General features: G+C 34.4%; 18 protein-coding genes. 5 read left to right on the top strand and 13 right to left on the bottom strand.

Going from position 1 to position 20,873, the window contains the following annotated elements; translation table 11 throughout:
- Positions 1-19: 19 nt before the first annotated feature.
- Positions 20-931: a DUF5067 domain-containing protein gene (locus tag BCR23_RS00710; protein WP_069633586.1), complete on the bottom strand. Its 912-nt coding sequence runs from the start codon at positions 929-931 to the stop codon at positions 20-22.
- Between the two features lie 234 nt (positions 932-1,165).
- On the opposite strand from BCR23_RS00710, the gene BCR23_RS00715 reads away from it, so the two are divergent.
- Together BCR23_RS00715 and BCR23_RS00720 are read left to right on the top strand one after the other, a co-directional pair.
- Positions 1,166-1,540 carry a BlaI/MecI/CopY family transcriptional regulator gene (locus BCR23_RS00715; protein ID WP_069633587.1) on the top strand — a complete coding sequence of 125 codons (375 nt, stop codon included), beginning with the start codon at positions 1,166-1,168 and terminating at the stop codon, positions 1,538-1,540.
- Entirely contained in the window at positions 1,537-2,643 is a 1,107-nt protein-coding gene (locus tag BCR23_RS00720) for a M56 family metallopeptidase (protein WP_071870043.1), read from the top strand. Before BCR23_RS00715 ends, BCR23_RS00720 begins: the two co-directional genes overlap by 4 nt.
- 162 nt (positions 2,644-2,805) lie before the next feature.
- Here the strand turns inward: BCR23_RS00720 and lepA are convergent, their stop codons facing one another.
- A complete protein-coding gene (gene lepA / locus BCR23_RS00725; RefSeq protein ID WP_069633589.1) occupies positions 2,806-4,641 on the bottom strand; it encodes a translation elongation factor 4 in 1,836 nt (611 codons plus the stop codon).
- A gap of 381 nt (positions 4,642-5,022) precedes the next feature.
- Between lepA and BCR23_RS00730 the strand changes: the two genes are divergently transcribed.
- Genes BCR23_RS00730 through BCR23_RS00740 form a run of 3 tightly spaced genes read left to right on the top strand, consistent with a single transcriptional unit; the run spans position 5,023 to position 7,455 of the window.
- Positions 5,023-6,243 (top strand): GNAT family N-acetyltransferase, encoded by a 1,221-nt coding sequence (locus BCR23_RS00730; RefSeq protein WP_069633590.1) that lies wholly within the window; start codon positions 5,023-5,025, stop codon positions 6,241-6,243.
- A 50-nt stretch (positions 6,244-6,293) separates the two neighbouring features.
- Positions 6,294-6,776: a nucleoside 2-deoxyribosyltransferase gene (locus BCR23_RS00735; RefSeq protein ID WP_069633591.1), complete on the top strand. Its 483-nt coding sequence runs from the start codon at positions 6,294-6,296 to the stop codon at positions 6,774-6,776.
- A 1-nt stretch (position 6,777) separates the two neighbouring features.
- The gene (locus BCR23_RS00740) at positions 6,778-7,455 is read left to right on the top strand and encodes a DUF2238 domain-containing protein (protein ID WP_069633592.1); all 678 of its coding nucleotides are present in this window, start codon (positions 6,778-6,780) and stop codon (positions 7,453-7,455) included.
- A 47-nt stretch (positions 7,456-7,502) separates the two neighbouring features.
- Here the strand turns inward: BCR23_RS00740 and BCR23_RS00745 are convergent, their stop codons facing one another.
- From BCR23_RS00745 to polA, 11 genes are all read right to left on the bottom strand, one after another.
- The gene (locus BCR23_RS00745; RefSeq protein WP_069633593.1) at positions 7,503-7,907 is read right to left on the bottom strand and encodes an organic hydroperoxide resistance protein; all 405 of its coding nucleotides are present in this window, start codon (positions 7,905-7,907) and stop codon (positions 7,503-7,505) included.
- 168 nt (positions 7,908-8,075) lie between these two features.
- A complete protein-coding gene (locus BCR23_RS00750) occupies positions 8,076-8,516 on the bottom strand; it encodes a MarR family winged helix-turn-helix transcriptional regulator (protein WP_069633594.1) in 441 nt (146 codons plus the stop codon).
- Positions 8,517-8,624: 108 nt separating this feature from the next.
- Positions 8,625-9,545: a TMEM175 family protein gene (locus tag BCR23_RS00755; protein ID WP_083241853.1), complete on the bottom strand. Its 921-nt coding sequence runs from the start codon at positions 9,543-9,545 to the stop codon at positions 8,625-8,627.
- A gap of 156 nt (positions 9,546-9,701) precedes the next feature.
- The gene (clpB, locus tag BCR23_RS00760) at positions 9,702-12,305 is read right to left on the bottom strand and encodes an ATP-dependent chaperone ClpB (protein ID WP_069633595.1); all 2,604 of its coding nucleotides are present in this window, start codon (positions 12,303-12,305) and stop codon (positions 9,702-9,704) included.
- Between the two features lie 548 nt (positions 12,306-12,853).
- A complete protein-coding gene (locus tag BCR23_RS00765; RefSeq protein ID WP_240482508.1) occupies positions 12,854-13,219 on the bottom strand; it encodes a hypothetical protein in 366 nt (121 codons plus the stop codon).
- Between the two features lie 203 nt (positions 13,220-13,422).
- Positions 13,423-14,352, bottom strand: coding sequence for a primosomal protein DnaI (gene dnaI / locus BCR23_RS00770; protein ID WP_069633596.1), 930 nt, complete (start codon positions 14,350-14,352; stop codon positions 13,423-13,425).
- A gap of 2 nt (positions 14,353-14,354) precedes the next feature.
- Complete coding sequence (locus BCR23_RS00775; RefSeq protein ID WP_069633597.1) at positions 14,355-15,758, bottom strand: replication initiation and membrane attachment family protein; 1,404 nt, start codon at positions 15,756-15,758, stop codon at positions 14,355-14,357.
- A 12-nt stretch (positions 15,759-15,770) separates the two neighbouring features.
- Positions 15,771-16,256, bottom strand: coding sequence for a transcriptional regulator NrdR (gene nrdR, locus BCR23_RS00780; protein ID WP_069633598.1), 486 nt, complete (start codon positions 16,254-16,256; stop codon positions 15,771-15,773).
- A 310-nt stretch (positions 16,257-16,566) separates the two neighbouring features.
- Complete coding sequence (gene coaE / locus BCR23_RS00785; RefSeq protein WP_069633599.1) at positions 16,567-17,169, bottom strand: dephospho-CoA kinase; 603 nt, start codon at positions 17,167-17,169, stop codon at positions 16,567-16,569.
- A 3-nt stretch (positions 17,170-17,172) separates the two neighbouring features.
- Positions 17,173-18,009 (bottom strand): DNA-formamidopyrimidine glycosylase, encoded by an 837-nt coding sequence (gene mutM / locus BCR23_RS00790; RefSeq protein WP_069633600.1) that lies wholly within the window; start codon positions 18,007-18,009, stop codon positions 17,173-17,175.
- Between the two features lie 87 nt (positions 18,010-18,096).
- On the bottom strand, positions 18,097-20,742 hold the full coding sequence (gene polA / locus BCR23_RS00795) for a DNA polymerase I (RefSeq protein ID WP_069633601.1): 2,646 nt from the start codon (positions 20,740-20,742) through the stop codon (positions 18,097-18,099).
- Positions 20,743-20,873 lie beyond the last annotated feature (131 nt).

Here is a 20,873-nt window from a genome sequence, read left to right on the forward strand (position 1 = left end):
CACAATAGTAAGGGGTTATTTATTTTGCTCCTGGTACTGATAGCTCTAGTGTATTTAACAAGTTATACTCATCGTCAAAAACATCCAAATAAACCTTTTCCTCTAAATCCAATAGTTTGAATGCTTCGTAATATAGCATTTCTTCACCTGGCTCTAACGTATCTCTATTAATCGCCTTAGAATCAAGTTGATTATTATTCACATTTAAAATTGTAGTTTCCAATCGTTTTTTCTTTTGACTGAAATAAAAATAATTCTTCAGCGGTGATACCGATCGATACCCTTTTTTATTCTTAAAATTGTAATAAACAACTAAGCTAGGATCTTCAAACGCATCCTGCAACAAATCAATAGCTGTAATTTCCACTTTATACTGATTCGTTTCGATCACTTTATCAGAAGAAACACTTTCATTTTTAACATTTACCACTTCTAAAGCGCTTGCTTTCATATCTAATAAATCAAGTCGTTCATTGTTATAACTAGTATAGAGATAACCAATTGGAGTTCCTTCAATTCGGAGGATATCATCATTTTTAGGCCAATTTTTTTTTTTAATATCGGAAAGATTTAAATAAATCGGAGTATTTTTATTTCTCATTAATAGTACTGATACGTACCATTCACCGTTTAACGAGTCGTCTTTTGACTTCACTTGTTTTGGCTCGCCTTCTACTTGAGCAACAAATGATATTTTTTGCTTAAACTGATCGGAATACTTAAGCATCTTTGGTGAATTAGCATTGCTAGCTAAATCATCATATAGCTTCTCTTTTTCTTTTAATGATCGCATAGCACTGTCGGAATTCACTTTTTTTTCTGTATGACTCGTTTCAGGTACGTTTTTTTTTACATTACTAAATGCTGAACAAGCAGCAAGCACACCAACACCCGTCAAAAGAAACAAAGCTAACAACCGCTTCCTTTTCAAATCGCCTCTCCTTTTCTTTTTAGTTTTGATATAGATAGCTTGAGTTCTAGAATTTATTGAAAGTACTTTCACAGTTTATACCTACATCGTGTAGTTATAATATCATGTACTTTTCTATTTTGTCAACAGTCGTGTTATAATTGGATTGTTGCTTCTATTCGATAACGAAATAATACTCAAAAAAAGACTTGATTCATTGAAAATGTTTTTATTATTCACAAAAGGAGGAGCTTTATGACACCAAAAATATCTGACTCAGAATTGGAAATATTGCGAGTGATTTGGTCTAACGATGGTCGTATGATGTTTTCTGAGATTGTTGAAGAACTGCATGCAAAAGAGTTCACATGGAAAAATAATACTATCTTGACCTTCCTTGCTCGTTTAACTGAAAAAAATATTTTAGATGTTCAAAAAAAAGGCCGAAGAAATGAGTACATTGCACTTTTAACCGAAAAGGACTATGTAGGGCAAGAAACGAAAGATTTTGTTGGGAAAATGTATGAGGGGGAAGTTAAAGGCTTGATTGCCACATTAGTTGAAAATAAATTGATTTCCAACAAAGAAATTGAAGAGTTGAAAGAATACTGGGAAAAAAATAAGGAATGATAATCGAAAAAACATTGAACTTACTTATTTCCCTCAGTATTTCAGGTTCAATTTTATTTGGTATTTGGTTAATAGGTAGACACTTCTTGAAAAAAAGGGGCGCTAGACGGTTTCAATACTATCTACTATTGCTTGTTCTACTCCGTTTTATTTTTCCGTTCTCTCCAAACAAAAGTATTTTGGGTACGATATTCTCCTCTATTGAATCATCTCCGTTTTACGAAATAATTTATGGCTCAAAGGAAGTAAGAAATCCTTCTGTTATTATTGGAGATAATGTCATTTTTAAGGACAATATCATTATGGGCAGCAAAGATACTCCTTTTGCACCTTATATTGTATATATATGGTTAGCCATTGCCGTTTGCTTGATTGTCCAAAAAATCACCAAATACCAAAGTTTTGCTAAGTATATCAAAGCAGATTGGCAGTCCGTAGATAATCCAGATGTTCTTGATCTTTTAAGTGAGATTTGTGAGGATAAAAAAATTACAACGCCTATTGATATATATACGACACCGCTTGTCTCATCACCTTTGTTATTAGGTGTGAGAAAAAACTATATCGTTTTACCACATGAAAATATGACTCAAGAGCAACTTTACAGCATTTTGTCACACGAAATTACACATTATCAAAATAAAGACATTCTCTATAAGTGGTTCATGCAATTCATTGTCTGTATTCATTGGTTTAATCCTGTTGTTTATTTTATTGAAAAAACGATGAATCGGGAATGTGAATACGCATGTGATGAAGCAACAACTCGTTACTTTTCTAAAGAAGAATGCTATAACTATGGCACCACATTGATTGAGATGACTAACAATCCAGGAACGTATAATGAAAAAGTTGCCTCCGTCACTCTTTATGAAAATACGAAAGAAATTAAAAATCGTTTAGACGCGATTATAACTTCTCAAACACACACACAACCCAAACGATCAACTGCTCTTTTATCCATCACTGTACTTATGTTTAGTGCGATTATTTTAGGAGCATACACTCCCACACCTTCAAAAGGAACACCTGATCAAAATAAACTGAATGAATCAATAACGAATACCTCTGACAGTAAACCTTTAGGTAGACCTTTTTCTTAGAGGCTCTTATGTGATTTGATTTATTCAAAAGAAATTAAAATAACACGATCTACATCTAGTCTGTCAAAAGCCTAGATGTAGATCGTGTTATTTTTTCTTGAATAATTTAGTTGGTACATCTCATGAAAAAGAATATGTTTTAAAATTCATTTCCATGTATTGCTATTTCTTCGGTTCATCCTCATCCATTTTCAGAACTGCCATGAAGGCTTCTTGTGGAACTTCCACAGAACCGACTTGTTTCATCCGTTTCTTACCATCTTTTTGTTTCTCTAATAACTTACGTTTACGTGAGATATCTCCACCGTAACATTTAGCTAAAACGTTTTTGCGCAAGGCTTTAATAGTAGAACGTGCAGTAATTTTTTGTCCAATTGCAGCTTGAATAGGCACTTCAAATTGTTGTCGAGGAATTAATTTTTTCAATTTCTCAACAATCACTTTTCCACGTTCAAAAGCAAAGTCTTTATGCACAATAAAGCTTAATGCGTCCACTTTTTCTGAGTTCAATAGAATATCCATCTTAGATAAGTTACTCTTACGATAGCCAATCATTTCATAATCTAATGAGGCATACCCCTTTGTACCAGATTTCAAGCGATCAAAGAAGTCGTAAACGATCTCTGATAAAGGCATATCGTAAATAACATTTACTCGATACTCATCTAAGTAATCCATTGTGACAAATTCGCCACGTTTTCGTTGAGAGATTTCCATAACAGCTCCAACATATTCATTTGGAACCATGATTGTTGCTTTAACATAAGGTTCTTCCACAAAATCAACGGTGCTTTGATCTGGAAATTCTGCTGGATTATCAACAACGATTTTTGTACCATCTGTTTTAGTTACATGGTAAATTACTGATGGAGCTGTTGTGATCAAATCAAGATTAAATTCACGCTCCAAACGTTCTTGGATAACATCCATATGCAATAATCCTAAGAAGCCACAACGATAACCGAATCCTAAAGCTTGAGATGATTCTGCTTCAAATTGCAATGCCGCATCATTTAACTGTAATTTTTCCAAAGCTTCACGTAATTCAACATAACGGGAATTATCGATTGGATACAATCCACAATAAACCATTGGATTCATTTTGCGATATCCTGCCAAAGCTTCTTTTGCAGGATTATTTGCTAACGTTACAGTATCTCCTACTTGGGTATCACGAACTGTTTTGATTGCTGCAGTAATGTAGCCAACATCACCAACCATCAAGAAATCTCGACTGATTGGTTTTGGTGAAAAGATACCAACATCTGTTACTTCAAATGTTTTATTGTTATTCATCATCATGATTTTATCGCCAGGTTTAACAACGCCATCCATGATTCGGACATTTAAAATAACCCCACGATAGCTGTCATACACTGAATCAAAAATCAACGCTTTTAAGGGTGCTTCTAGATCACCTGTAGGAGCTGGAACCAACTCTACGATTTGTTCTAGAATATCCTCAATTCCAATACCTGCTTTGGCACTTGCTAATACAGCCTCACTAGCGTCAATACCTATCACATCTTCGATTTCTGTACGTACTCTTTCTGGATCTGCTGCTGGTAAATCAATTTTATTAATGACTGGAATAATTTCCAAATCATTGTCTAATGCTAAATAAACATTCGCTAATGTTTGAGCTTCTATTCCTTGGGCTGCATCCACCACTAAGATGGCACCCTCACATGCTGCTAAACTTCTTGACACTTCATACGTAAAATCCACATGTCCTGGTGTATCGATTAAATGGAAAATATACTCATCACCATCTTTAGCAGTATAGCTTAATTCAACAGCATTCAATTTAATTGTTATTCCACGTTCACGTTCCAAATCCATCGCATCAAGTAATTGATCTTGCATTTCACGATCTGAAACAGTTTCCGTTTTTTGTAAAATTCGGTCAGCAAGGGTAGATTTCCCATGGTCAATATGAGCAATAATGGAAAAATTACGAATTTTTTCTTGTCGTTGCTTCATTTCATTTAGATTCATTAATAGTCCTCATTTCTTTTATGAAAAGCTGTACGAGCTTATATTTTTGATTTTATCAATCCAAACTAGCTCATTGCTCAAATCATTCTTAATCAGCACTTCCCATTATAGCAAGATTTCCGCCAGAATTAAAGAACTTTCCTATGTTTCCTTACCACACTCATCGATCCAATGATATCTCATAAAACCACATAGTTATTTGTTATAGAATCGAGTTTATTTTCAGCTCGCTAAATGCCGCTTTGGCTCAATCATCTCCATGTATTTTAAAGAGTTCACAATCACGAATACACCTTTACTACTTCCTAGCAGTCAAATACTCTATGTTATTGCCATTTTTTTGATATACTGGAGGTAGAAAAAATAATTGGAGATGGAAGAATGAACCAAAAAGCATTCAAAGATAGTTTAGAATTAAAAGCCGTGGATGAAAAATATGTAGATCAGTTCAATGAATTGTTGAGCTATGTCTTCCAATTTACGGAAGCTGATTTAGATGAAAGTGGCTATGAAAGTAAAAAAGAATTAATTAAATCAAAACAGCCGATTTTAGAACAGTCAAAAGTATTTGGTTGGTTTCATGAAGATCAACTGATTTCTCAGATTGCAATTTATCCATGTGAGGTAAATATTCACGGGACACTTTTCAAAATGGGCGGAATCACTGGTGTTGGAACTTATCCTGAATATGCCAATCATGGTTTGATGCAGGATTTGATTCATTTGGCTCTTAAAAACATGCGGGAAGATAAACAATGGATTTCTTATCTTTACCCTTATAGCATCCCCTACTACCGTCGAAAAGGCTGGGAAATCATGTCGGATAAATTATCCTTTAAAATTCGTGATACTCAATTGCCTAAACAAGTTGATGTCCCAGGTATGGTTGAGCGTGTTAGTGTGGATCATGAAGATGTCTTTACAGTATACGCAAAGTTTGCCCGCCAAAATCACGGAGCCTTGATCCGTAGCGAATTTAACTGGGAAGAATATTGGCGCTTTGAAAATGAAGACGAACGAACAGCAGCTGTTTATTATGGTGCTAACCACGAGCCTTTGGGCGTACTTTTCTACTGGGTAGCTGAAGAAGTTTTCCATATAAAAGAGATGTTCTACATCAATCAAGAAGCTCGAAACGGCTTATGGAATTTTATATCAGCACATTTTTCAATGGTTTATTGGGTTCAAGGAGATATCTATAAAAATGAACCACTAGCATTTTTACTAGACGACAGCCAAATTAAAGAGACGATTGAACCTTATTTTATGGCAAGAATCGTTGATGTAAAAGAAATGCTGTTGGCTTATCCTTATGCTAGTACAGCAAAACCATTTCATTTTGTAGTAACCGATCCAGTTGCAGAGTGGAACAATGGTATATTTAGCCTACTTTGGGATGAAGATGACCAAGTTTCTGTAACAGATGAACCATTAGGACAAGCTGTTCATATTGATATTCAAACATTAACATGTTTGTTAATGAATTACCGTCGCCCTACCTACCTTCATCGAATTGAGCGTTTAGATACAGATAAAGAAACCTTAAATTCTTTAGAGCGTATCTTTCCTGACCAAGAAGCTTACTTTAGTGATTATTTCTAATTACTATTTCATCAAAGTTATCACAAGACAGTTACTGGAGGAAAACGAACATGAAAATCTATTTTGCTGGTCCTATGTTTGCCAAAGCAGACCTATTATACAATGAGTACTTGGTTAAAAAAATTCGTGAACTTGACGATTCACTTGAAGTTTACTTACCACAAGAAAACGGAGCTATCAATGATAAAACCGCTTATGCAGATAGTAAAATGATTGCACTTGCTGATACTGAAAAGGTCCTTGAAAGCGACTTATTAGTGGCTGTTTTAGATGGAATCACGATAGATGCTGGTGTGGCTTATGCTAAAGATATTCCGATGATTGGACTATATACAGATACTCGTCAACAAGGAGCAGATAATCAAAAAAAGTTAGCTGCTTTGGGCGCCACTGCTGAAAATCAGTTTCACTATCTTAACTTATATACCGTCGGCTTAGTGAAATTAAACGGATCTATTGTCAGTCAAGAACAGGACTTTTTCTCCTTAATCGAGAAGCAGCTAAAAAAATATACACAGTTAGGAGGCTTTTAATGTGAAGTTAGAATTTGAAGATAAGCAAGAAAAAAATGCTTTTTATTTTTTACTTTTGTTTGGCTTTGCTACGTTGATCGTCAACATTATCAAAATTTTCATGGTACAGCCCACAGAACAATACGTATTACTCACATTTGAAATGATTGCTGGTATCGGGGTTATTTTTGTTCCTTTCATTTTCACAAAATTTACAGGGTTAATTTTCCCAAAAATGGTACGTTTATACTATTGGTTTTTCATTTGGATCGCAGTTTTTCTTGGAACTGGTTTGCGCTTGATTATTATTGTACCATTTTGGGATAAGATTCTTCATTCAGTCAGTCCAATTTTATTAGTCGCTGTTGGATATGCGATCATTGGCTATTGTTTGCGTGAGACTGATTTTTCTAAGATTAGTCCTTGGCTTTTTATTATTATGGGATTTGCCTTCGCTGGTTTATGTGGCGTTTTTTGGGAATTCTGGGAATTTGCATGTGATTCAATTGGTAATATGAATTTGCAACGCTATATGACTGAGGCAGGTCAGCCTTATATTGGACGTGCTGCGTTGATGGACACGATGGGCGATTTATTTACAAATACGATTGGTGCATTGATTTTAACTATTTATAGTTTTACTCAACGACATAAAGCTGATTATTTCAAATCTTATGCGTTTAGAAAAGTGAATAAGTAATATAAAAAGGGGCAACTTTAGAAATTCTAAAATTGCCCCTTTTTATATTATTCTACTTCTAGCTCAACCGAAATATTTCCTCTTGTCGCTTTTGAATAAGGACATACCTCATGTGCTGCTTTTACTAGTTCTTCTGCTTTCTCACGATCTACATCATCGATTTTAACAGAAAGAACAACACCCACTTGAAAGCCAGTTTGTTCATTACTGAATAGAGAAACCGTTGCTTTTACTGTACTTTTAGACGAGATCTTTTGATTAGACATCACAAGTTCCAATGCACTATTGAAACAAGAACTGTACGCTGCCGCAAATAATTGTTCTGGATTAGTCTTCCCTTCTTTATGTGGACCTGGTGAGGTCACTTCATAGCTAAATGACTTGTCAGGTGAAAATACTTCTCCTTCTCTTCCGCCTGTGTTGATGATTGTTGTTGAATAGATTTTTTTCATGATTCATTCCTCCACTTCTTGTCGTCACATACATACTACACAATTAAATTGTACACAACATTAATGAAAATGTACATCAGTTTGCTTCATAAAATTCACAAAAAAAAGACTCCTAAAAATTGAGGTTTTATACTCCTCTCTCCTTTTGAAGTCATTTTCCTATTTGAATTAACGGTTTATATCAGCAATTTGTTTACTTAAAATATTTATCTGATTGAGTAGCGAAAAATATTCTTTTTCATTAAAATCCAACTGAGCAAAACAGCCTTCCACCTGCTCATAAATTTCATTTTCCAATTGAATCGCTTTTTCTGAAAGCGAAATAATCACGATTCGTTCGTCATCTGGAAGTCTATTCCGATGAATATATCCATTTTTTTCCATTCTTTTTAGCATTGGTGTCAATGTACCAGAATCTAACTCAAGTTTATCACCAATATCAGAAATACGCTGATCCGAATATTCCCACAATACAAGTAAAACTAGATACTGAGGATAGGTTAAATGGAATGGCTTCAACACTTTAGCATACATTCTATTAAATTGTTTTGATGCGCTTTGTAAAGAAAAACATAATTGTTCTTCTAGTCTTCTGCTTTTTTTATCCACGTGATCCCTCTTTAGAAAAATTGATATAGATTAGATTTTACACAATGAAGTAGCCACAAGCAAGATTTATGGAAGTCAGCTTGAGTACTCTTCACTTTTTTATAAAAACTACTTTGATTTCTGATTTTTAATTGTCGCCATTGATACATACTCATCTATTTGACGTTTTTGACTTTCTAACTTTTCTCGTTTCTGATACAGATGATTTTTTTCAGACTCATCAGTTGTTTCAGAAAGTTTTTGATCAATTTGTTTTATTTTTCGATTCACTTCTTTTTGCCATTGCTGATTAAATTGATGCCACCACTCAGGATCTTTTTGAGCTCCTTGCGCATTATTCATAGATGATTTTAGCAGAGAGACATACTTTTGAATAGTATTTTCAAAGGTCTGATTTGAATCTTGTAAATAATAGTTCTTTTGCTCATCATTCATTTGTTCAACATAGATATTTTCTTCGTGACTTACAATGTTCTGTAGAAAATTAAAAATTGGTAAAGCTAAATAAACCACTAATCCAAATTCAGGGTAATAGTAGGCCAAAAAAAGAAGAAAAATTCTAAAAATAAAATTCCCACGATGTTTAAATCTAATCTTCTTTTGATATTCTGATTTTATTTTTTCAGTTTCTTCAATTTGTCTTTCAAGAGAATTGAGTAAAATTTGAAGAAAAATACTCACAATGAATGTTAAAATTCCGTACATAAAAACAATTTCTCTATTTGTATCTTCAATCAAAAGACGTGTAAATGCTGGAACTAAAGATAGAAAAAACATCAAAAACATATAAACTACAAAATCCTTATTTTTGATTTTTTTAACATGATTGAAAACTTGCGCTGTTTGGTACCATAAGTTTCCGACAAAACAAAAACTAATAAAATAAATTCCTATTGAACGCATCAACGTAATAATTTCAATGTTGCCTGAGTGAGTTAACTTTATCGGCAAATCCAAAACCATGATTGTAATAATAATCGCAATTATTGCATCTCCCAACATTACAACGCGATCCTTCATCTTTTCCATAGGAATCCTCCCAATCGTTTGCTCTCCTTTTATTTTATAACAAATTGATATTTTAGCAATTATTTCAAATTAAAAAGAGTGGAAAAACTAAATAATTCTAGTTTTTGCCACTCTATATACCTGAATAAAAACATGCAATGCCTTCGAAAGTTGCGGTTACTCTACTATTGGTTCATTTTCAAAAACCAATTGATCGTTTAATAAACTGATCGTTACTTTCGTTTTCGGCATTACTCTTCCTGAAACGATTTCTTTTGCTAGAGGAGTTTCAACTTCCTTTGTAATAAATCGTTTCAATGGACGAGCGCCATACGCTGGATCATAACCACTTTCTGCGATCCAAGTTTTTGCTTCTTCAGAAATTACCAGTTCGATTTCTTGATGTTCTAGACGTTTTGCTAATTGAGCGGTCATTTTCCCGATAATCCCTTTGACATTGCCTAGACTTAACGGTGTGAACAAAATGGTGTCGTCTATTCTGTTTAGGAATTCTGGCTTGAAGTTCCCTCGTAAAATCGTCATAACTTGTTCTTCAACTTCTTCTGGAATTGTGCCTTCTAAAGTCACTCCTTCAAGTAATAATTGAGAACCAATGTTACTTGTCATGATCAAGACTGTATTTTTAAAATCAACAACACGTCCCTTAGAATCAGTCAAGCGACCATCATCTAAAACTTGGAGTAAAATGTTAAATACATCTGGGTGAGCTTTTTCAATTTCATCCAACAAGACTATTGTATATGGATTACGACGGACTGCCTCTGTTAATTGACCGCCTTCTTCATAACCAACATAGCCTGGAGGGGCTCCAACTAGACGAGAAACGCTATGTTTTTCCATATATTCACTCATATCGATCCGAACCATATGATCTTCTGAGTCAAATAAGTCTTCCGCTAATGCTTTGGCCAGTTCAGTTTTACCAACACCTGTTGGACCTAGGAACAAGAATGAACCTAGCGGCCGGTTTGGATCTTGTAACCCTGCACGTGAACGAATGACAGCATCACTTACAGCATCTACTGCTTCATCTTGACCAATGACACGTTTATGAAGGGTTTCGTTTAATTTCATTAATTTTTCACGTTCACCTTCAACCAGTTTTGTTACTGGAATACCTGTTAAACGGCCGACAACTTGAGCTATTTCATTTTCAGTTACGGCTTCTTGTACCATTCTCACATTATCTTTGGCATTTTTTGCTTCAAGCTCTTTTAATTCTTCTTCTAATTGAGGAATCGTACCATGACGAAGAACAGCGGCTCTTTCTAGATCGTAATTATTTTCAGCGTCTTCTAGTTCATGCTTGGCTTTATCGATTTCTCCACGCTTGTTACTTACTGCGTTAACTTCTTCTTTTTCAGTTTCCCATTGCATCTTCATTGCATTGGCTTCTTCTCGAAGATCTGCTAACTCTTCTTGTAATGCACCTAAACGCTTTTTACTTGCGTCATCTGACTCTTTTTTCAACGCTGCTTCTTCGATTTCTAGTTGCATCAAACGACGTGTTACTTGATCAAGTTCAGTTGGCATTGAATTCATTTCAACACGAATCGTAGCACTTGCCTCATCAACTAAATCAATCGCTTTATCTGGTAAAAAACGATCCGTAATATAGCGATCTGATAATGTCGCCGCAGCAACTAAAGCATTATCGTGGATATTAACACTATGGTGAATTTCAAAACGTTCTTTTAAACCACGTAAAATACTGATTGTATCTTCAACAGTCGGTTCTTTCACTAATACTTTTTGGAAACGACGTTCTAATGCTTTATCTTTTTCCATGTATTGACGATATTCATCCAAGGTTGTCGCACCAATTAAATGCAATTCACCTCTAGCCAACATTGGTTTCAACAAGTTACCGGCATCCATACTGCCTTCGGTTTTTCCTGCGCCGACAATATTGTGGATTTCATCAATAAATAATATAATCCGACCTTCACTTTTTTTTACTTCTTTCAAGACTGCTTTTAGTCGTTCTTCAAATTCACCACGGAATTTGGCTCCAGCAATCAATGCACCCATATCTAACGAGAAAATAATTTTATCTTTTAAGTTTTCTGGCACATCTTTACGAACGATTCGTTGCGCTAGTCCTTCGATAATCGCTGTCTTACCAACACCTGGTTCACCAATTAAGACTGGATTATTTTTTGTTTTGCGAGAAAGAATTCGAATCACGTCACGAATTTCTTCATCTCGACCGATAATTGGGTCCTGGTTGCCACTTTTAACTTGTTGCACTAAATCTACACCATATTTTTCTAAAGCTTTGTACTGTTCTTCTTGGTTTTGAGAAGTCACACGATCTCCCCCTCTCATATCTTCAATATTTTTACGTAGTTCTTTTTCTGAGATCCCTTGGCTTGTTAAATATTTTGTCAAACGATAATTTTTTAACTTCATAAGAGCTAAAATAACAACTTCGGTTGCTAAAAACTCATCTCCAAATGATTCTCTGATCTTATCAGCTTCGCCTAATAAATTAAATAAATTTTGACTCATGCTTTGACCATATTGAATATTGCTACCTTGAATACTTGGATATTCATCAATCGCTTTATCAATCTCCTGCTCAAAAGCTTCTACATCTACTCCCGCATCTGTATAAAAATTACGTCCAAAATGATTTGGCTGTAAAAAAATCTTCCATAAATGAGCAATGTCGATTTCCTGATGATGACGAGTAACAGCTACCCGTTGCGCCTCTGCAATTGCTTCTTGTAACGTTGTTGTCATTTTTTCGATATTCATAAAATTACCTCCTAAATTTAAAAGCTTAACAGGTTTGTCCAGATCCGACTGAAAAATAAGAGATGTCGTCTGTCACATTTTTTTGTTACAATATATCGTTATCTTTTCTGAGGAACTAGGCCTGTGACGCTAGATAGTATTAAAGTGTAATGAACTCGATCTGTCTTAACTGAAAAATAAGGAAATATGACAATAGTACTTTTAGCCATAATCAACATTAATGTTTTTTCAGAGAGACTAGCTAATAAAATTAGCTACTATTAACATAGTATCGTTTATTAATCAAAAAGACATTACGTCCTTTGTACTATTTTTTCAAGGTCTAAAGTCTGATCATTTTTGACCTTGCAAAGCAATTATACACCTTTGGTCAGCAAAGGTCAAAACATACGCTATCCTTTTTTGATCAATTATTCTTCTATTTTTATGATAACCCAACTTACTATTTTAGCAAATGATATGGGTTATTTAGATAAAAAAAGACTGACTCTCCAATTAATGAGAACCAATCTTTTTTCAAATTATTTCGCTTAACATTTTTTTAATAATTAAATTTTTTCAACTTTAATTACTGAATTTCCAGCTACTTGCGGTGGGATTGACATAGTCATAGCAGGTAGGCCTACTAAAGTAAATTGAATTTTATCACCTGTTTTTAACTCTTCTTCAGTAATTCCACCAGCTAATTCCTCATTAGAAACGTTCAAAATAACACCTTCATTTTTCATCATATTGACTACTTTTTCAGGATCTTCAATCGCCTCTACTTGATTCAAAACAAGACGTATAGATTTATCTACGGTATCATTTTTCTTAGCATCTTCAACTAATACTGCTGTAAATACTGCTTGTTCTTGTTTTTGATCCTTACTATTTGAGGTTGTATTAGTGCTTTCATTTTTCTTGGTACTCATTGATGTCTCTTCACTTCCTTTAGAGGACTCTTTTTTATTTGCGTACATGCTCCCAAAGAAATCAAAGTAACAGCAGTTAATATAGTTATTGAGATTTTTTTCATTGATAGCTCCTCTTATATACTCATAATTACTGAAAAATACATGCATTAAATTTTTCTCTTTATAGGAATTGAAAGGCTGTCTAATAAATAGACCCTTCATTAACCATTTCTCCGATCATTGCCAGACATGGAAATCTCTTTTGCTAAATAGCGAATACGCTCCATAATTCGACGAGCTTTTAATGGTTCTTGTTCTCCTCTTTGCGTCACTGATAAATGTTTTTCTAATTCTTTTAAATCGAGATTTGATGAGAAGAAAGTCACTAATTGCTCTTGCATACGGTATTGTAAAATAACACTTAATACATCATCTCGAATCCAAGAAGTCATTGATTCAGCCCCTAAATCATCAATCATCAATACTGGTGATTTTTTGACAGCATCTAACTTTTCACCCACTAAATCTTTGGCAATCGCTTGCTTCATTTCAACTGTAAATGTTGGAAAGTGAACAATAGTCGTCACAAATCCTCGCTCTGCTAAATTATTAGCAATCGCTCCTAATAAAAAAGATTTACCTACACCAAATGTGCCTTTTAAATAAAGTCCCTTATGGAAATCTTTTGGTGCTTGAGAATATTCTTTTATAAATTTCATGGCACTAGCAAATGCTTCTTCTCTTCCATCAGAACTTAAGTCAAAATTATTTAAGCGCGCTTCACGAACATCTTTTGGCATATCCATAGCTTTGACACGTTTACGGATTTCGTCTTCACGCTGCTTAGCGATCAGTGCTTCGGTAGGTACATAAGTGACATCAATATAATGGAAGTTCAATGCTAATTTTGGCTCATAACCTGGAGCAATCATTGTTGGGTCATTCAGTTGATATTTTCTTTTTTCTTGAACAAATTCATATAATTTTGAGTAGCTTTTGCGTATGTCTTCGTCTGTTAAGCGTTCACGATTTTCTTCAATAAACCGTGTTACATCAGCATCCTTCATAACAACTTCAACTAGTTCATTATATCTTTCGTTCATATCTCGCTTTTGAATGATTTTTGACATTTCTTTCCCTACATCTTCCATTATCAATCACCTTCTTCGTTTAATAATTCTCGGAGTTCTTTTTCAAGTTCAGCCTGTCTTTCTGGCGAAAGTTTTTTTTCTTCGATTGGATTATCCACCCAATCTGGTAAAGTTTCTTGACGAATCGGCCGATTGTTTTGTCCGTAACGTTGTCTCGTTTGTTTTTGCTCTTTTCCTTTTTTAGCTATTTCTCGGACATGCTCAATTGCTTTCTCTGGTGAAAAAATACCGCTTTGCGCCCATTCATTGGCGATTCGATTGACGTAATCTGCTTTTAAAGTGGGCTGTTTTTGAATGTTATATACATAATTGATCAAAATATTAATTACACTATTCGGCAAACCAGACTTACTGACTAAATATTTAACTAAAGAGCGTTCTTGCGGCGTTGTATAGCCACCTCTTCCATTTTTTAAAGCTTCTAGATAATTTAATGGAAAATTCTTTTCGCTATCCATGATCATTTGGATATCTTGAGTTGAAAATCCATTCATTTTTAACGAATTGTAACGATACGTTTGTTGATCCTCATCGGATAACTCCGCAACTTCATTTTTTTGAAATTCACTTCTCTTTTGTTTTTTATCAGGATCATAGGCTCTATAAATTGCTCGTTCAAAGTCCTTCACATCGATTTTGCTCGTATAATAATCAAAAGATTTGGAACAAAAATCAATCATATCCAATTCTGTAATCCCAAATAAATTATGAAAGATAAATACTTCTTCTTTAAATCCGTCACCATTATCAGGAAGTTTGATTCCTAATCGTTCTATCCCTTGTATAAAGTAGGACCAATCAAAGCTTTTATCTACAGCACTTGGCTTTTTAGAGGGTCTCGGATCATTGAACGATTGCTCAATTTGACTTAACTGTTGATTTTGGGAAATGATTTGTTCTTCTTTAAACAAATAAACATCGTTAAATCTAGATGAGATATCTTCAAAACCAGTCAAGTTAACAAACTTAGGCTTGAACTGATTAAATAACTTATCTAATTTCCGTTGCCCTACACTATTTAAAAGAGTTAAGACCAGCACTTCATCTTTGAAAAATCGTTCAGCTGGCTCAGGATGATTTAAACGATATAAAAATTTGGGTCCGAGTTCAGAATCATTTTGGACGTATGTTGTTAACAATCCAATCCCTTCAAGTTTCCTTCTGGCTGATTGAATTTGTCTGATGCTTATATTCATCATAGTAATTAAATCCGCATGAAATAGTGATTCACTCATTCCTGACTCTTCAACTTCTGACAACAGTGTCAAATAAAGGCTAAATGCTTCTGCACCAATCATCGGTTGATATAGAAGAGTTAAAATCATCTGTTCTTGATCAGACAAAGGGGACGGAACAGTGACTTGAAAAATGCTTTTAGGATGTACTTCTTTCCAATTATCTTTCAAGGAAAGACCTCCTTATTCATTGGTTGTATCATTATTTGACGATTTTGCTTTATCTACAATCCCTTGTAGTTCTTTTAAGAAAACACTCATATCTTTAAACTGACGGTAGACACTAGCAAATCGAATATAAGCAATTTCATCCAGATTAACTAAATCTTCCATCACATATTCACCAACCAATGTGGTTGAGATTTCATTCTCTCCTAAACTACGTACACGATTTTCGACATTATCGACGATCTGTTCCATCTGTTCCATAGCGACTGGACGCTTTTCAGCAGAACGAATCAATCCACGTAATATTTTCTCTCTATTAAATTCTTCTCGATCGCCATTTTTCTTAATAACCAATAAAGGCGCCGCTTCAATTCGTTCAAATGTTGTAAAACGGTAATTGCAATTTTCACATTCCCGACGACGACGAATCGCACGACCATCATCTGCTTGACGACTGTCGATTACACGAGAATTATTATGATGACATCTTGGACAACGCATAGTGTTCACCTCATTTTATCTTGTATTTTTATTTTAATTTATTCATTTTTAGTCTACTACCAATAGTATAACATGAAATGGCTAAGAAACCATACATCTACGACGACTTCCTAAAGAAATTAATGGTCATTTAATATAAAAAAATCAAAGAAGAATATCCACTGCAAACTAAAAAAAGACAAGAGAAATTATCATCTCACTTGTCTTTTCACATCTTATTTTCTACCTCATTACCTATCAATTATTAAATAAGTTATCGGCTCAAATTCTCAAGGATAAAATAGTATATGAAACAAAAATATGCAATACATTACACTTTAAAAAAACCATTTTGAGAAATCCAATTCTCTACTTGTTTTTTTGTATCCTGGATATTTCCTTGATTGTCCCATACAATATCTGCCAACTTTTTTTTCTCTTCTATTGCTAATTGGCTTTCAATTCGATTCAAGGCTTCTTTTTCAGTTAAGTTATCTCGGTTCATCAAGCGGATTAATTGAATATTTTCTGGAACATAAACAACAGCTACTTGATCAACAAATTTATCATAACCGCCTTCATAAAGCAGAGGAATATCTACAATCACCAACGGAGATTCTTTTTTCTTGTCCTCAATTTCAGTTAAAATAGTTTTTTTTATAAATGGAGATAGGGTTTTATTCAGCAATTTTCTTTTCTGTTTATTAGAAAAAATAACCGTCCCCAACTTCTTTCTATTCAGTGAGTTATCTGAATTCAAAATGTCTGTTCCAAAGACAGAAACCACTTCAGATAAACCTGGTGTTCCAGGCTCAACGACTTCTCTTGCTATAACATCTGCATCTACTATTGGAAAACCCAAGCTTCTAAATACATTCACAACCGTACTCTTTCCTGTCGCTATGCCCCCAGTCACCCCTAAAACCATTCCCATCAATCAATTCCTCACTTTCAGAGTTTGACACTTAGGACAAAAATGTGTACCACGTTGGGCAACTTTTATTTTCTTTATTGGCGTAGCACATCTCGGACATGGTTTATCCGTTTGACCATATACATTCAATGAAACTTGAAAAGTTCCTGCTTCTCCCAACGCATTCAAATAACTACGAATCGTTGTCCCACCAGCTTCAACTGCTCGACCAAGCACATCAATAACAGCAAAGTACAATCTTTCAATTTCCTTTGGTTTTAAGGTATCCGCAGGCTGTTCAGGATGGATTTTCGCCTCCCATAATGCTTCATCTACATAGATATTACCTAAACCAGTTACTAATCGTTGATCCAGTAATAGCGGTTTGATCGCTTTATGATGTTTTTTTAGACCTTTACTAAACTCTGCTAGTTTAAATTCAGAAGGAATTGGTTCAGGTCCTAATGTCAAAATACCTTTATAATTTTTCCCTTGATCTTTTTCAACTAAAACCATTCGACCAAATTTACGAACATCAAGATATCTCAATTCAGTCCCGTCAGTAAATGTGAAAATCACATGCGTATGCTTTGTTCGTTCGTCACTTGGATGATTCGTTTCGTATTTCCCTTCCATCCTTAAATGAGAAATCATATCGTAATTCGTCATTTTAAAAATCAAAAACTTTCCACGACGTTCCATTTTTTCGATCTTTTGACCAATCAATTTCTGAGCAAAAACGTCTGCTTCAGGCGCCTCTATAATTCTTGGCCATAAGATAGTGACCTCTTCAATCGTCTTTCCGACAACTAATTTTTCCAAGCCTTTTCTAACTGTCTCAACTTCTGGCAATTCAGGCACTTTCCATCTCTCCTTAGCGTAAAGAGACTGACAAAGTGATTAAATAAACATCACCGTTCAAATCAGTCTCTTTTCATTATTAGTTAATTATTTTGCCTCATACCATGTTTTTCCCCAACTGCTGTCAGTAATCAACGGTACATGTAAGGCAACTGCATTCTCCATTACATCTTTAACTAATGCATTTAGTTTTTCTAACTCCGATTCTGGTGCTTCAAATACAAGCTCATCGTGTACTTGAAGTAACATTGTCGCCTGTAAATTTTCTTCTTTTAATCGCTGATCCATATTGATCATTGCAATTTTCAAGATATCTGCAGCACTCCCTTGAATAGGTGTATTAATTGCAGTACGTTCTGCAAAAGAGCGCAAATTGAAGTTTCGTGAATTAATATCAGGCAAATAACGACGACGATTATATAAAGTTTCCACAAATCCTTTATCTTTAGCATCTCGTACGATATCTTCCATATATTTTTTAACACCTGGATATTTTTCAAAATAGGTATCAATATATTCTTGTGCTTGTTTTCTAGTAATTCCTAGATTTTGAGACAACCCATAATCACTAATCCCATAAACAATACCAAAGTTTACTGCTTTCGCTTGACGACGCATATTTGATGTGACATCTTCTGGCTTTTCTATACCAAACACACGCATCGCAGTACTTGAGTGGATATCTTGACCTTCAATAAAGGCTTCTTTTAAATGTTGATCATCAGAAATATGAGCTAGGACACGCAATTCAATTTGAGAATAGTCAGATGAAAAAATCATCCAGTCTTTTTCTCTAGGTACAAACGCTTGACGTATTTTACGTCCTTCATCTAATCGAATCGGGATATTTTGTAGATTTGGATCAACTGAGCTTAAACGACCAGTCTGTGTCAATGTTTGTACATAGCGTGTATGAATTTTATCATCAGGTTGTATCACTTTAAGCAAGCCTTCAACATATGTGGATTGAATTTTTGCAATTTGGCGATACACTAAAATATCTTCAACGATTGGAGCTTGCTCTTTCAATTGTTCTAGTACATCTACTGCAGTTGAGTATCCCGTCTTCGTTTTTTTAATGACTGGCAGACCCATTTTTTCAAATAAAATCACACCTAATTGTTTAGGTGAATTCAAATTGAACTCTTCTCCAGCTTCAGCATAGATTTTTTGTTCAATCTCACGAAGACGATCTGAAAATTCAATTCGCATTTCTTTTAATCGATTCGCATCAACACGAATTCCTGTAATTTCCATATCACCTAAAATTTTCGAAAGAGGCAGTTCCATTTTATAAAATAAATCAGCTTGATTTTTTTCAACTAGTTCTGTGTCTAATTTTTCAGAAAGGAAATGAATGGCATTGATCTTACGAGCTAAATGACTGAAAAATACTTCATCCTCTTCAGGAAGCCCTTTTTTCGCCCCTTTACCATAAACAGTTTCATCAGAATGAATATCGGTATAGCCATAGTGTTGAGCTACCCCTTCGATATCTGCACTGTTATCATTTGTATCCAGTAAATAAGCTGCTAGTAATACATCAAAAGCGATCCCTTGCGTCTTACCAATATAACGGTTAAGTGAAACATAGGTACGTTTCGCATCATAAACAGTTTTCTTATATTTATCTGATAGTAACCAATCAATAAATGGTTTACTTTCGAATAATTCCAAACTATTAGTTGCATACACTTTTTTCTTGTTTCCCCATGCAACACCAACGATTGGAGAGGTATGATAATTATCTTCAAGCATCTCAACATACAATGCCATATCCTCGGTAAACATATCCTCAGTAAATTTATCAACTACATCAAAGTGAACATCTTCCAATTCAACAGTTTCTTCTTCAACATTTAGTTTACTTAAAATTTGTTTAAAATCCATCTCCTTGTAGAAAGGGATCAATTTTTCTAGATCTTTCCCCTCATACTTTAACTCTTCGATATTGATTTCAACTGGCGAATCTACATTGATTGTGGCTAAACGTTTAGACATAAAAGCTTGTTCTTTATCGTTGATTAAATTCTCTTTCATCTTGCTTTGTTTCAACTTATCGATGTTTTCATAAACACCTTCCACCGAACCATATTCTTTTAATAGTTTAATAGCTGTTTTTTCACCAATTTTCGTTACGCCTGGAATGTTATCTGACGTATCTCCTGCTAGACCTTTCATATCAATGATCTGATTCGGTGTGAGACCATCATATTTCTCTGCTACGTATTCTGGAGTATAAGTTTCTAAATCGCTGACTCCCTTAATTGTAATATCTACTTTGACAGAGCCTGTTGCTAATTGCGTCAAATCTCGATCACCCGACAGTACAACCACATCAAACTCTTCTTTTGGAACTCTTGTTGCTAAGGTTCCAATGATATCATCTGCTTCATAGTTATCTAATTCATAATACTTTACACCTAAACCAGTTAGCAATTCACGAATGTAAGGCATTTGTTCTTTAAATTCACCCGGTGTTTTCGAACGCCCTGCTTTATATTCTGGATAAAATTCAGTTCTAAAAGTTGTTTTACCTGCATCAAAAGCAACTAAAACATGTGTAGGTTTTTCTTTTGTCATAACGTTCTCAAACATATTATTAAACGCATAGATTGCATTGGTATGCAGTCCATTTTTATTTTTAAAACGCTCCAGGGAATTGTGTAAAGCAAAAAACGCACGGAAAGCTACACTATTTCCATCAACTAATAATAACTTATTTTTTGTCATTCTTTTTTCTCCTTATCTTCAGCAAACTGGTTTCCTTCCTATTCTAACAAAAATACGTCAACTTTGCAGTAGGAAGGAATTAAAGTTTCATTCAGATGGCTAAAAATAAGAAGTTACAAAAAAATTTTGCT

The organism is Enterococcus quebecensis, assembly GCF_001730365.1.
In the GTDB taxonomy this organism is placed as follows: Bacteria; Bacillota; Bacilli; order Lactobacillales; family Enterococcaceae; genus Enterococcus_L; species Enterococcus_L quebecensis.